The organism is Burkholderia sp. IO2 (assembly GCF_029522185.1).
In the GTDB taxonomy this organism is placed as follows: domain Bacteria; phylum Pseudomonadota; class Gammaproteobacteria; order Burkholderiales; family Burkholderiaceae; genus Burkholderia; species Burkholderia cenocepacia.
In genome coordinates, this window is sequence record NZ_JAKWFH010000071.1 from 18,643 (window position 1) to 31,807 (window position 13,165).

Consider the following 13,165-nt stretch of genomic DNA (forward strand, 5'->3'; position numbering starts at 1 on the left):
GGTTCGTGCCGCCGCGAGCATAGCGAGGAATCGGTGTCATTCATGTGAAGTCCGGAAACGTTTGCACGGACAGCGAACCGGCATCGGGATAGGCATCGCCAGCGGTCGTGGTGTAAAGGGGAAAGCAGGAAAGCAGGAAAGCGGTGCGGCGGAGCAGCGCAACGCAGTGCCGGCGCGTCAGGCGTCGGTCACCCACGCGCCGAACCATTCGCTCGGGCGGGCGATCTCGTCCTGCGCGGCGACGAGTTCGAGTTCGTAACGGCGTGCGTCGTAGGTGGCCTTCACGACCGCGTGCACGGCCGCGAGCGTGTGTTCGAACGCGGCGCGCACCGAATCGCCGCGCAGCCGGCACGCGACGAAGATCGCGCTGGTCAGGTCGCCGACGCCGACCGGATGGCGCGGAAACGCATACAGCGGCCGCTGGCCGATCCACGCTTCGGTTTCGGTGACGGCGAGCATGTTGAAACGGTCGGCCGGACTGTTGCGGTCGTGCAGGTGCTTGACGAGGATGATCTGCGGGCCGCGGCGGATCAGCGCGCGGCACGCGTCGACGGCTTCGGCGACGGTCTCGATGCGCCGGCCGGCGAGCTTCTGCAGTTCGGTATGGTTCGGCGACATGCCGTCCGCGAGCGCGGGCATTTCCTGCACGATGAATTCCTCGACACCGGGCTCGGGCCGGATGCCGCCCGTCTGGCCCATCGCCGGATCGCAGAAGTACCACGCGTTCGGATTCATCGCCTTCACCGAGCGCACGATCTCGACCGCCGCGCGCGCCTGCGGCGGCGAGCCGAGGAAGCCGGACAGCACCGCGTCGCAACGCTTGAGCGCGCCGATGGCCGCGACGCCGTCGACGAGCTGTTCCATCTTCGCGGCATCGATCGCGCTGCCGGCCCAGTGGCCGTACTGCATGTGATTCGACAACTGGACGGTATTGAGCGGCCAGACGTTGATGCCGAGACGCTGCATCGGGAACACGGCCGCACTGTTGCCGGCATGGCCGTAGATGACGTGCGACTGAATGCTGAGGACGTTTTTCATGGGAATTCGCCTGCACGCGTTTCAGGGTCACGTCACACGATACCCGAGTTCGTCATACGCGCGGAAGTCGCGCGGCCCCGGAGTGTTGCGCGCCGTCGTCACGCGACCGCGTAGAATCGCGGGGGCGCGAGACCGTCCGGCCGCAACCGGCTGCCCGCGCGCGTCTCCAATCACCGTGATCGCCATGCTTTCGATTTGCAAGATGTTGTCCGTCGCGCGCGCCGCCGTGCTCGGCGCGAGTGCCGCCGCCGCGTGCGCGCTGCCCGTGGCGGCCGTTGCCGCGACGCCCGCCGCCAACGACGGGCCCGCGTACGGCCCGCGCCTGGAAGGGTTCGTGTATCCGGCGCCCGTGCACGAGTACGCGTTCGTGTCGCAGCGCGAAACCCTCGAGATGGCGTACCTCGACGTGCAGCCCGCGCATCCGAACGGCCGCACCGTCGTGCTGCTGCACGGCAAGAACTTCTGCGCGGCGACCTGGGAGGACACGATCGGCGTGCTGAGCCGCGCCGGCTATCGTGTGATCGCGCCGGACCAGATCGGCTTCTGCAAGTCGTCGAAGCCCGAGCGCTACCAGTACAGCTTCCAGCAACTCGCGCGCAACACGCACGCGCTGCTCGAATCGGTCGGCGTGAAGTCGGCGACGATCATGGGCCACTCGACGGGCGGGATGCTCGCGATCCGCTACGCGCTGATGTATCCGAAAGCGACCGACCAGCTCGTGCTCGTGAACCCGATCGGCCTCGAGGACTGGAAGGCGCTCGGCGTGCCGCCGCTGTCGGTCGACTACTGGTACGCGCGCGAACAGAAGACCACGGCCGACGGTATCCGCCGCTACGAGCAGGGTACGTACTACGCAGGCAAGTGGTCGCCGTCGTACGAGCGCTGGGTGCAGATGCTCGCCGGCATGTATCGCGGCGCCGGCCGCGACGCGGTCGCGTGGAACTCCGCGCTGATCTACGACATGATCCTCACGCAGCCGGTGGTCTACGAATTCGGTGCGATCCGCGTGCCGACGCTGCTGATGATCGGCGACAAGGACACGACCGCGATCGGCAAGGACGTCGCGCCGCCCGACGTGCACGCGAAGCTCGGCCGCTATCCGGAGCTCGCGAAGCGCACGCAGGCCGCGATTCCGGGCGCGCAACTCGTCGAATTCCCGGCGCTCGGACACGCGCCGCAGATCCAGGACCCGGACGCGTTCCACAAGGCGCTGCTCGACGGGCTGGAGGCCGTGCGCCCGCAGTGATGCGGGACAGGCGGCCGGCGGCGCGCGAGCGTGCCGTCAGCGCGCTTCGTTCGCGAGCTCGTCGCGGATCTGCGCGGCCAGTTCGAACGAGCGCAGCCGCGCGGCGTGATCGTAGATCTGCGCGGTGATGATCAGCTCGTCGGCGCCCGTCAGCGCGATGCGCTCGCGCAGCTTGTCGCGCACCGTGTCGCGCGAGCCGACCGCCGCGAACGACAGCGAATGCGCGACGGTCGCGAGTTCGAGCTCGTTCGCCTCGAGCACGTCGACGGGCGGCGGCAGCTTGCCCGGCGTGCCGCGCCGCAGGTTGATGAACTGCTGCTGCAGCGACGTGAACAGGCGCCGCGCCTCGTCGTCGGTCTCGGCCGCGAACACGTTGACGCCGACCATCGCATGCGGCTTCGGCCACGCGGCCGACGGCCGGTACTGCGCGCGGTAGATCTCGAGCGCCCGCATCAGATAATCCGGCGCGAAGTGCGACGCGAACGCGAACGGCAGCCCGAGCATCGCCGCGAGCTGCGCGCTGAACAGGCTCGAACCGAGCAGCCACACCGGGACGTCGAGCCCCGCGCCGGGTACCGCCCGCACGCGCTGGCCGGGTACCGGCTCCGCGAAATAGCGCTGCAGCTCCGCGACGTCGTCCGGAAACGAGTCCGCACTGCCGATCAGGTCGCGGCGCAGCGCGCGCGACGTGGTCTGGTCGGTGCCGGGCGCGCGGCCCAGGCCGAGATCGATGCGCCCCGGATACAGCGACGCGAGCGTGCCGAACTGTTCGGCGATCACGAGCGGCGCGTGGTTCGGCAGCATGATGCCGCCCGAGCCGACCCGGATCGTCCGCGTCGCGCCCGCGACGTGGCCGATCACGACGGCGGTGGCCGCACTCGCGATCCCCGGCATGTTGTGATGCTCGGCCAGCCAGTAGCGCCGGTAGCCCCAGCGTTCCGCGTGCTGCGCGAGATCGACGGTGTTGCGGAACGCCTGCGAGGCGTCGGCGCCGGCCGGAATGGGGGCGAGATCGAGTACGGAAAACGGTGTCATCGGAAGACCTTCGAAACGGGGTGGCGTGGTGATGCGCTGACGCAACAGACGCCAACGATTTTGCCAAAGGGTTCCGGAACGTGCTGGCCGCGCGCGGATACCCATGCGCCTTACAGGGGTGCAGGGTTGCTTGCGACGATCGTTGCAAAAATCAATCTAATCCCTGATTAATTACCAATCTTTACGGCGATTGGAAGTGAAACCGCATCGACATACAAATTTGCACGAAACGTTTGATTTTAAAGACTGCAATACGCCTGCAAAGTGCTTACGCTAATGTGAACGTGGCCGAGCCGATCCGGTTCGTCGACCGCTCAGCTTTGCCGGAATCGCACCAGTCCGTTTCTCGTAGCGCCGCGCGCGGGGGGCTGCGGACTGCTAAAATCCGGCGCCTGTCCATGTTGTGCCAATGGAGCCATTCGAGTCTTCCCGCATGCCGTCCGGGTGCTGCGCGGGGATACGCCACGCGAAGCCGGGCATGGCCGCACCCGAACAACGGGTCGTGCCTTCCCCATTACAGACGCTGCTGGAACAAGGAGTCGGGTCGTGCCCGCGTTCGTCGCTGTCGGAATACCGCATCACGCTCAATCACGCTCAAGCGTTCGCCATGGCGCCGAAGTCGCCGGGAGGCGTTGCGCATGACGCCCACCGCCACGCTGCTCGACTGGCTCCTGATCGTCTTCACGCTGGCCGCGGCCGGCTATGCGCTCGTCGCGGCCTTCGCGCCGCGGCCGCGCACGCCGCGCACGGCGGTGCGCGACGGCTTCGAGCCGGTCAGCGTGCTCAAGCCGCTGTGCGGCGCGGAGCCGCACCTGTACGAAAACCTCGCGACTTTCTGCGAGCAGCGCCATCCTCGCTATGAGGTGCTGTTCGGCGTCGCATCGTCGGCCGATCCGGCTATCGCGGTCGTCGAGCGGCTGCGCGCCGACCATCCGGCGTGCGACATCTCGCTCGTGATCGACGCGCGCGTGCATGGCAAGAACCTGAAGGTCAGCAACCTGATCAATCTCGCCGAACGTGCGAAATACGGCCGCATCGTGATCGCGGACAGCGACATCGCGGTGAAGCCCGACTATCTGGAGCGCGTGACGGCGCCGCTCGCGGACGCGTCGGTCGGGGTCGTCACGTGCCTGTATCATGCGCGCAGCGTCGGCGGCTTCTGGACGCGGATCGGCGCGCAGTTCGTCGACGCCTGGTTCGCGCCGTCGGTGCGGATTACGCACCTCGGCCGCTCGAGCCGCTTCGGCTTCGGCGCGACGCTCGCGCTCACGCGCGACACGCTCGACCGGATCGGCGGTCTCTTCGCGCTGAAGGACGAACTGGCCGACGATTTCTGGCTGGCCGAGCTGCCGCGCCGCCTCGGGCGGCGCACCGTGCTGTCCGAGGTCGAGGTCGCGACCGACGTGATCGAACCGTCGTTCGGGCCGCTGTGGCACCGCGAGACGCGCTGGCTGCGCACGATCCGTTCGCTGAACCCGGCCGGCTTCGCGTTCCTGTTCATTACGTTCACCGTGCCGTGGCTCGCGATCGGCGCGGCGCTCGCATGGCGCCTCGATGGCAGTGTCGCCGGCACGCTGGCGGGCGGCGCGGCCGCGGTCGGCGCATTCGGCCGGCTCGTGCTGCACGCACGCGGCGAGGACGGCTGGCGTGCGTTCTGGCGCGACCTGCCGCTCGTCGCGGTGCGCGACACGCTGCTCGCGCTCGAGTGGCTCGCGGCCGCGTTCGGCACGCACGTCGTGTGGCGCGGCGCCAGGATGACGGTCGTCGGCGGCGAACGCGCGGCGGCGGCCGTGGAAGCAGTGGACGGCCGCTAGGGCCGTGGATCGAACCCGGCCCGCGGGCCGAGACGCGTCGCACGGCGAAGCCGCGCGGCGCGACATGACAGAGAGGCGGGCGCCGGCATGGCGGCCCGCGGTTTTTTGACTGAATCGTTGTAACGAAACGAACTATGCAGGCTACCGGAGCATTCATGAAAACGCTGTTCTTGCAGGCCCCTTCGTATGACGGCTTCGACGGCGGAGCCGGCTCGCGCTATCAGGCGAAGCGCGAAATCCGTTCCTTCTGGTACCCGACCTGGCTCGCGCAGCCGGCCGCGCTCGTGCCGGGCAGCCGCGTCGTCGATGCGCCGGCCGACGGCCTGTCGGTCGAGGAGACGCTGAAGATCGCCAACGACTACGACCTCGTGATCATCCACACGAGCACGCCGTCGTTCCCGACCGACGCGATGTTCGCGCAGGATCTCAAGAAGATGAAGCCGTCGATGCTGGTCGGCATGGTCGGCGCGAAGGTGATGGTCGATCCGCACAACTCGCTCACGGCGAGCGAGGCCATCGACTTCGTGTGCCGCGAGGAGTTCGACTTCACCTGCAAGGAACTCGCCGAAGGCAAGCCGTTCGCGGAGATCAAGGGCTTGAGCTGGCGCGCGAAGGACGGCTCGATCGAGCACAACGAAGCGCGTCCGATCCTCGAGAACATGGACGAACTGCCGTTCGTCGCGCCCGTCTACAAGCGCGACCTGAAGATCGACAACTACTTCATCGGCTACCTGAACTATCCGTACGTCTCGATCTACACGGGCCGCGGCTGCAAGTCGCGCTGCACGTTCTGCCTGTGGCCGCAGACGGTCAGCGGCCATCGCTACCGCACGCGCTCGGTCGAGAACGTGCTCGCGGAAGCGAAGTGGATCCGCGACAACATGCCGGAAGTGAAGGAGCTGATGTTCGACGACGACACCTTCACCGACGACCTGCCGCGCGCCGAAGCCATTGCCATCGGCCTGGGCAAGCTCGGTATCACGTGGTCGTGCAACGCGAAGGCCAACGTGCCGTACAAGACGCTGAAGGTGATGAAGGAAAACGGCCTGCGCCTGCTGCTGGTCGGCTTCGAATCGGGCGACGACCAGATTCTCGTGAACATCAAGAAGGGCGTGCGCACCGATTTCGCGCGCCGCTTCAGCGCGGACTGCAAGAAGCTCGGCATCAAGATCCACGGCACCTTCATCCTCGGCCTGCCGGGCGAGACGCAGGAGACCATCAAGAAGACGATCGAGTACGCGAAGGAAATCAATCCGCACACGATCCAGGTGTCGCTCGCCGCGCCGTATCCGGGCACGACGCTCTACAAGCAGGCCGTCGAAAACGGCTGGATGGAAGAGAACAAGACCATCAACCTGGTGAGCAAGGAAGGCGTGCAGCTCGCGGCGATCGGCTATGCGCACCTGTCGCGCGACGAGATCTATCACCACCTCGAGCAGTTCTATCGCCAGTTCTACTTCCGTCCGTCGAAGATCTGGGAAATCGTGCGCGAGATGCTGACGAGCTGGGACATGATGAAGCGCCGCCTGCGCGAAGGCGTCGAGTTCTTCCGTTTCCTGCGCGCGCACGAGGCCTGATCGGTGGCGACGCAGCGGGCGGCGCGGGCGCTGATCTTCACCGCGGACGACTTCGGGCTGCACCCGCGCGTCAACGCGGCGGTCGAGCGTGCGCACCGCGACGGCGTGCTGAACGCCGCCAGCCTGATGGTCGGCGCGAGCGCCGCGCAGGATGCGATCGAACGCGCGCGGCGGCTGCCGTCGCTCGCGGTCGGCCTGCATCTGGTGCTCGCGGACGGGCCGGCCACGCTGCCCGCGCATGAGATTCCCGCGCTCGTCGGCCCCGACGGGCGATTCGGCGACGCGATGGCGAAGGACGGCTGTCGCTTCTTCTTCCTGCCGCACGTGCGCGCGCAACTGCGCCGCGAGATCCGTGCGCAGTTCGACGCGTTCGCGGCGAGCGGCCTGCCGCTCGACCACGTGAACGCGCACAAGCATTTCCACCTGCATCCGACCGTGCTGTCGATGATCATCGAGATCGGCCGCGACTACGGGCTGCGCGCGGTGCGGCTGCCGTACGAAACGAGCGCGCCCGCGCTGCTCAAGCCGTGGATCGCGCTGGTGCGCGCGCGGCTCGACCGCGCGGGGCTTGCGCACAACGACTACGTGGTCGGGATCGAGCATACGGGCGCGATGGACGAGGCCGTGCTGCTCGACGCGCTCGCGAAGCTGCCGGCGGGCGTCGGCGAGATCTACTGTCATCCGGCCGAGGCCGGCGACGGCCCGATCACGCCGACGATGGCCGATTACCGTCCGGTCGACGAGCTCGAGGCGCTGCTGTCGCCGCGCGTCGCGGCCGCGCTGAAGGCGGCGGGCGTCGCGACCGGCGGGTTTGCCGACGTGTTCGGCGGGCCGGCGGCGCGACGCGGCGCGCAGGCGTCGCGCGCACCGGGAGCGCAGCCGTCATGAGCAAGTGGATCAAGTGGCTCGGCTGGCCGATCGGCATCGGCATCCTGCTCGCGCTGGGGCTGCACGAAGGCGTCGGCGACGTGTCGCAGATGCTCGCGCGCGCCGGCTACGCGCTGTTGTGGCTCGTGCCGTTCCACGCGCTGCCGCTGCTGCTCGATGCATACGCATGGCACCTGCTGCTCGACCGGCGCAGTTCGCTGCCGTTCCTGTGGTGGATCGCGACCGTGCGCGAGGCCGTGAACCGGCTGCTGCCCGTGGTCGGGATCGGCGGCGAGATCGTCGGCATCCGGCTCGCGCGCTGGCAGGTGCCCGACGCGAGCCGCGTGACCGCGTCGGTGATCGTCGAGGTGCTGGTGACGATCGTGGTGCAGTATGCGTTCGCGGCGCTCGGCCTCGTGCTGCTGCTCGCGACGACCGACAACATGGGCGGCGGCACGATCGGCCTCGCGCTGCTGCTGACGCTGCCGTTGCCGGTGCTGGGCGTCGTGCTGATGCGGCGCGGCGGCATCTTCCACGCGATCGAGCGTTTCGCGGGCCGCCTGCTCGGCGATTCGCACCGGCTGCTGCAGGGTGTCGACGGCCGCCGGCTCGACGCCGACATCGATTCGCTGATGTCGCGCACGGGCCTGCTGTTCAGCGCCTTCTTCTGGCAACTGGCCGGCTACGTGCTCGGCGCGCTCGAGATTTACTGGGCGCTCGCGCTGCTCGGCCATCCGGTGTCGATCGGCGGCGCGATCGCGATCGAGGCGATGACGCAGGCGGTGCGGCACGCGGCGTTCATGGTGCCGGGCGGACTGGGCGTGCAGGAAGCGACCGTCGTGCTGCTCGCGCAGATGTTCGGCGTCGATCGCGAGACGGCGCTGTCGCTCGCGGTCGTCAAGCGCGGCCGCGAAGTGCTGTTCGGCTGCCTCGCGCTGGGCTCGTGGCAGCTTGCCGAGCTGGTGCGCACGCGCCGCCGGCTGGGCGGATCGCCGGCCGGGCCGCGCACGGCGCCGCCGGCGAACCGGGCGACCGAAACCCGGACCGAAACCGAAACGACGCATTGAATCCGGGACGGGCCACACGGCCCGTCTCGCGCTTTTGGCGTCGCGCGGGTATCCTTGCCGCGTGTTTTCTCGACGCGCAACCCTTCCGATGATTTTCCGTTTCCGGCTGCTTTCCGTGACGATGCTGGCCGCCGCGCTGGCGCTAACCGGTTGTGACGACCAAGGCCATCTCGACGTGCAACGTATCAGGGACTTCTTCAACGCGATCAAGCCTGCGCCGCTGCTGCTGAAGGGGCTGAAGATCGGCGAATCGACCGAGGCCGACGTGCGCGGCACGATGGGCAAGCCCGAGACCGAGCGTACGTTCACCGACGGCTCGAAGCGTCTCGAATATCCGCGCGGCCCGATGGGCAACCAGACCTGGTTCGTCGATCTCGATGCGAACGGGCGCTACACGGGCGCGACGCAGGTGCTGACCGCCGAGAACTTCGCGAAAGTGCGCCCGGGGATGGACGAGGACGAGGTGCGGCGGCTGCTCGGCAAGCCCGGCGACATCGCGCAGTATCCGCTGAAGCCCGAGACGGTCTGGAGCTGGCGCTGGCTCGAGGACGGCGTCAACACCGACGCGTTCTTCAACGTCCATTTCGGCCCGGACGGGCTCGTTTATACGACGTCGCGCTCCGACATCCTGAAAGGGCGCTGACGTTCACGCGCGGCGCTTCTTCAGCCGGTCGCGCAGCGCGTCGTTCATGCGCGTCTGCCAGCCGAGGCTGTGGCGGGCCAGGACGTGCATGTTCGGCCCGATGGCCCGTCCGGCGCTATATCGAAAAAGCGACCGGAAAATTGCAAAAAACCCGCTTCCCGGCGTGTCATGAGACTGTCAGGGAGCGGGTTTTTTCCTTTTGAAACAGCGGCGTAGGTCGTATGCGCAAATGGTGGGATGAATTGTTGCGACGCAGCAATCGCCCATACGGTGATTTGAGGCAATCAATTTCGCTTGCGACTATCCGCGTCAACCCGGCGCGGGACAGGCAGTCGCGTCGGCATTCATTCCAACTCTGGAGACGCGCGTGTTCCTTTACGGCTTTGGTCCGGTCCTCTGGGCCGGCACCGTGCAGACCATCGAGCTGTCGGTGCTGTCGCTCGCCACTGCGGTGGCGCTGGGGCTGATCGGCGCGGTGGCGAAGCTGTCGCACAACCGGGTGCTGCGAGCGATCGCGACCGGTTATACGACGCTGATCCGCTCGGTGCCCGATCTTGTGCTGATGCTGCTGCTGTTCTACAGCATCCAGATCTGGCTGAACCAGTTCACCGACCTCGTCGGCTGGAACCAGATCGACATCGATCCGTTCGTGGCGGGCGTGCTGACGCTCGGCTTCATCTACGGCGCGTACTTCACCGAGACGTTTCGCGGCGCGTTCCTGTCGGTGCCGCGCGGCCAGCTCGAAGCCGGCGCGGCTTACGGGATGAGCGGCGCGCGCGTGTTCGCGCGGATCATGTTTCCGCAGATGATGCGCTTCGCGCTGCCGGGCATCGGCAACAACTGGCAGGTGCTCGTGAAGGCGACCGCGCTGGTGTCGATCATCGGCCTCGCGGACGTCGTGAAGGCCGCGCAGGACGCCGGCAAGAGCACGTTCAACATGTTCTTCTTCATCCTCGTCGCGGCGCTGATCTATCTTGCGATCACGACCGTCTCCAACCTCGTGCTGATCCAGCTCGAGAAGCGTTATTCCATGGGCGTGCGGCACGCAGAACTATGATCGAGATCCTCCAGGAATTCGGCAAGGCGTTCCTTTTCTGGGACGGCCAGCGCCTCTCCGGCCTCGCGGTGACGCTGTGGCTGCTCGTCGCGTCGATTTCGCTCGGCTTCGTGTGCGCGGTGCCGCTCGCGGTCGCGCGCGTATCGAAGAACAAGTGGGTGTCGATGCCCGTGCGCTTCTACACGTACGTGTTCCGCGGCACGCCGCTCTACGTGCAGTTGCTGCTGATGTACACGGGCATGTACAGCCTCGAGTTCGTGCGCTCGCACTCGCTGCTCGACGCGTTTTTCCGCAGCGGTTTCAACTGCGCGATCCTTGCGTTCGCGCTGAACACCTGCGCGTACACCACCGAGATCTTCGCCGGGGCGATCCGCGCGATTCCGCACGGCGAGGTCGAGGCGGCGCGCGCGTACGGAATGTCGCCGTTCACGATGTACCGCCGTGTGATTCTGCCGTCGGCGCTGCGCCGCGCGCTGCCGCTGTACAGCAACGAGGTGATCCTGATGCTGCACGCGACCACCGTCGCGTTCACGGCGACCGTGCCGGACATCCTGAAGGTCGCGCGCGACGCCAATTCCGCGACCTACATGGCGTTCCAGTCGTTCGGAATCGCCGCGCTGATCTATCTTGCGGTATCGTTCGCACTCGTCGCGGCGTTTCGCCGCGCGGAGCGCCACTGGCTCGCGTATCTCGCGGCCGCCCGTCATTGAATTACTTCGAGGAGAGCCAGTTGGCCGAGATCACTCAAACGAGCGCGTCCGCTTCCGTCAAGCTTGCCGCGGTCGATATCCACAAGCGCTATGGCGACAACGAGGTGCTCAAGGGCGTGTCGCTGAATGCGAAGGCCGGTGACGTCATCAGCATCATCGGCGCGAGCGGCTCGGGCAAGAGTACGTTCCTGCGCTGCATCAATTTTCTCGAACGGCCGAATGCGGGGCAGATCGTCGTCGACGGCGAGGCCGTGCGTACCAAGACCGACCGCGCCGGTGCGCTCGAGGTCGCCGATCACAAGCAGTTGCAGCGCATCCGCACGAAGCTCGCGATGGTGTTCCAGCACTTCAACCTGTGGGCGCACATGAACGTGCTCGAGAACGTGATGGAGGCGCCCGTGCACGTGCTCGGCATTTCGAAGAAGGAAGCCGAGGAGCGTGCGCGCGAGTACCTGGAGAAGGTCGGCCTGCCGCCGCGCGTCGAGAAGCAGTATCCGTCGCATCTGTCGGGCGGCCAGCAGCAGCGCGTGGCGATCGCGCGGGCGCTCGCGATGCATCCGGACGTGATGCTGTTCGACGAACCGACGTCCGCGCTCGATCCGGAGCTCGTCGGCGAAGTGCTGAAGGTCATGCAGAAGCTGGCCGAGGAAGGGCGCACGATGATCGTCGTCACGCATGAGATGGGTTTCGCGCGCAACGTGTCGAACCACGTGATGTTCCTGCATCAGGGGCGGACCGAGGAAGAGGGCGATCCGAAGGAAGTGCTGGTGCGGCCGCAGAGCGAGCGGCTCAAGCAATTCCTGTCGGGCAGTCTCAAGTAACGCGACAGGGCAGGTTTCAGCCGTGGTACCGGTGTCTCGTCCCGCAGGCGCCACCCGCACGACGCAGGTGGCGATCGTTGCATTGCCGCCCGTGTCGATGTCGGGCGTGGGGCCGATCGTCGATGCGCTGAATCTCGCGAACGAGATCGACGGGCGGCTTCTGTACCGCTGGCAGGTGTGTTCGTGGGACGGGCGGCCGGTGCCGCTCGCGGGTGGTGCGCAGTGGCATGCCGATGCGGCGTTCAACGACGCGATCGCGTGCGACTGGTTGATCGTCGTGTCCGAGCGGTTTCAGCAGTTCGCCGATTACCGGCTGTTTCTCGCGAGTCTCGCGCGGGTCGGGCAGCGCACGCCGGTCGTGACCGGCATTCATCACGGCGTGTGGTGGCTCGCGATGGCGGGGCAGCTTTCCGGGTATCGCGTGAGCGTGAACTGGGAGACGTATCAGCAGTTCGCCGAGCAGTTCGAGCGGTCGATCGTCACGCAGCAGATCTTCGAGATCGATCGCGATCGGGCGACCTGCGCCGGCGGGCAGGCGACCGTCGATTTCATGCTGGCCATGATTGGCCGGGAACATGGGGCGGATCTCGCGGAGCGGATTGCCGATGCGCTCGGGGTCGGCACGCTGCGCAGCGGCGAGGAGCGGCAGCGGATTCCGTTTGTTACTGCTCCGGGGGAGCGGCATCCTCGGTTGAATGACGCGTTGCTTTTGATGGAAGCCAATGTCGAGGATCCGCTTACTACCGATGAGATCGCCGGGTTGGTCGGCGTGTCGCGGCGGCAGCTCGAGCGGCTCTTTCGACAGTATCTCGGGGCGATGCCCTCCAAGTATTACCTCAATCTTCGGTTGCTCAAGGCTCGGACCCAGTTGCAGAGGACCAGCAAGTCAGTGGTTCAGGTTAGTCTTGCTTGCGGGTTTTCTTCTGCTGCGCATTTTTCTAATGCTTATCGGGAGAGGTTTGGGGTTACGCCTCGGGAGGATCGGCGAGCCTGGCTTGAGAAGCAGACGGGCGGGGGCAGTGAACCTCGGGGTGGGGCGCTCGTCGAGCGCGGGAAAGATTGAGGTTCGGTTTTGGGTTTCGTTGGTGGTGTGCTCACGGTTGGCGTGAAGCACCTGCGATCGTGTCGGTCTATTAGCGTCGCCCCTGCGCGGGGCAGCGGTTGGGGGTGTCAGGATTTCCGTGTTCAAGGCGGGTTGAGTAATTACACGGAAGGCCGGATGAATCGATCTGCGTAAAGGATAGCGAATTGGTTCATGGCGGTCTTCCAGTCATGAGCTGCACTACCCCA

Annotated in this window: 12 protein-coding genes; 10 read left to right on the forward strand and 2 right to left on the reverse strand. The window is 66.8% G+C overall.

Going from position 1 to position 13,165, the window contains the following annotated elements; all coding sequences use genetic code 11:
* Positions 1-177: 177 nt before the first annotated feature.
* Positions 178-1,038 carry a pyridoxal kinase PdxY gene (pdxY, locus tag MMB92_RS31045; protein ID WP_006484315.1) on the reverse strand — a complete coding sequence of 287 codons (861 nt, stop codon included), beginning with the start codon at positions 1,036-1,038 and terminating at the stop codon, positions 178-180.
* 184 nt (positions 1,039-1,222) lie between these two features.
* Between pdxY and MMB92_RS31050 the strand changes: the two genes are divergently transcribed.
* Positions 1,223-2,284 carry an alpha/beta hydrolase gene (locus MMB92_RS31050; RefSeq protein WP_043205793.1) on the forward strand — a complete coding sequence of 354 codons (1,062 nt, stop codon included), beginning with the start codon at positions 1,223-1,225 and terminating at the stop codon, positions 2,282-2,284.
* A 36-nt stretch (positions 2,285-2,320) separates the two neighbouring features.
* Here MMB92_RS31050 and MMB92_RS31055 read toward each other — a convergent pair whose 3' ends face one another.
* Entirely contained in the window at positions 2,321-3,319 is a 999-nt protein-coding gene (locus tag MMB92_RS31055; protein ID WP_006492947.1) for an LLM class flavin-dependent oxidoreductase, read from the reverse strand.
* Positions 3,320-3,957: 638 nt separating this feature from the next.
* Here MMB92_RS31055 and hpnI point away from each other — a divergent pair.
* The 9 genes from hpnI (at position 3,958) to MMB92_RS31100 (ending at position 12,938) form a co-directional block, all read left to right on the forward strand.
* A complete protein-coding gene (gene hpnI / locus MMB92_RS31060; protein WP_048989486.1) occupies positions 3,958-5,133 on the forward strand; it encodes a bacteriohopanetetrol glucosamine biosynthesis glycosyltransferase HpnI in 1,176 nt (391 codons plus the stop codon).
* Positions 5,134-5,288: 155 nt separating this feature from the next.
* On the forward strand, positions 5,289-6,710 hold the full coding sequence (hpnJ, locus tag MMB92_RS31065; RefSeq protein ID WP_006483725.1) for a hopanoid biosynthesis associated radical SAM protein HpnJ: 1,422 nt from the start codon (positions 5,289-5,291) through the stop codon (positions 6,708-6,710).
* 3 nt (positions 6,711-6,713) lie between these two features.
* Complete coding sequence (gene hpnK, locus MMB92_RS31070; protein ID WP_048989484.1) at positions 6,714-7,598, forward strand: hopanoid biosynthesis-associated protein HpnK; 885 nt, start codon at positions 6,714-6,716, stop codon at positions 7,596-7,598.
* A complete protein-coding gene (locus MMB92_RS31075; RefSeq protein ID WP_060265221.1) occupies positions 7,595-8,644 on the forward strand; it encodes a lysylphosphatidylglycerol synthase domain-containing protein in 1,050 nt (349 codons plus the stop codon). Before hpnK ends, MMB92_RS31075 begins: the two co-directional genes overlap by 4 nt.
* 88 nt (positions 8,645-8,732) lie before the next feature.
* Positions 8,733-9,287 (forward strand): hypothetical protein, encoded by a 555-nt coding sequence (locus MMB92_RS31080; RefSeq protein ID WP_058901277.1) that lies wholly within the window; start codon positions 8,733-8,735, stop codon positions 9,285-9,287.
* A gap of 367 nt (positions 9,288-9,654) precedes the next feature.
* Positions 9,655-10,344, forward strand: coding sequence for a histidine ABC transporter permease HisQ (hisQ, locus tag MMB92_RS31085; RefSeq protein ID WP_006488734.1), 690 nt, complete (start codon positions 9,655-9,657; stop codon positions 10,342-10,344).
* Entirely contained in the window at positions 10,341-11,054 is a 714-nt protein-coding gene (locus tag MMB92_RS31090) for an ABC transporter permease (protein WP_006488739.1), read from the forward strand. The genes hisQ and MMB92_RS31090 overlap by 4 nt, the downstream gene beginning before the upstream one ends.
* A gap of 20 nt (positions 11,055-11,074) precedes the next feature.
* Entirely contained in the window at positions 11,075-11,875 is an 801-nt protein-coding gene (locus tag MMB92_RS31095; RefSeq protein WP_006488736.1) for an ATP-binding cassette domain-containing protein, read from the forward strand.
* A 22-nt stretch (positions 11,876-11,897) separates the two neighbouring features.
* On the forward strand, positions 11,898-12,938 hold the full coding sequence (locus MMB92_RS31100; RefSeq protein ID WP_006488743.1) for a GlxA family transcriptional regulator: 1,041 nt from the start codon (positions 11,898-11,900) through the stop codon (positions 12,936-12,938).
* The last annotated feature ends 227 nt before the right edge of the window (positions 12,939-13,165 follow it).

What these genes read in the sequence shown, in the direction of transcription:
- MMB92_RS31055 (WP_006492947.1), bottom strand. Translation starts at nt 3,319, where the DNA reads ATGACACCGTTTTCCGTACTCGATCTCGCCCCCATTCCGGCCGGCGCC.
- MMB92_RS31050 (WP_043205793.1), top strand. Translation starts at nt 1,223, where the DNA reads ATGCTTTCGATTTGCAAGATGTTGTCCGTCGCGCGCGCCGCCGTGCTC.
- hpnJ (WP_006483725.1), top strand. Translation starts at nt 5,289, where the DNA reads ATGAAAACGCTGTTCTTGCAGGCCCCTTCGTATGACGGCTTCGACGGC.
- pdxY (WP_006484315.1), bottom strand. Translation starts at nt 1,038, where the DNA reads ATGAAAAACGTCCTCAGCATTCAGTCGCACGTCATCTACGGCCATGCC.
- hpnI (WP_048989486.1), top strand. Translation starts at nt 3,958, where the DNA reads ATGACGCCCACCGCCACGCTGCTCGACTGGCTCCTGATCGTCTTCACG.
- MMB92_RS31090 (WP_006488739.1), top strand. Translation starts at nt 10,341, where the DNA reads ATGATCGAGATCCTCCAGGAATTCGGCAAGGCGTTCCTTTTCTGGGAC.
- MMB92_RS31080 (WP_058901277.1), top strand. Translation starts at nt 8,733, where the DNA reads ATGATTTTCCGTTTCCGGCTGCTTTCCGTGACGATGCTGGCCGCCGCG.
- MMB92_RS31075 (WP_060265221.1), top strand. Translation starts at nt 7,595, where the DNA reads ATGAGCAAGTGGATCAAGTGGCTCGGCTGGCCGATCGGCATCGGCATC.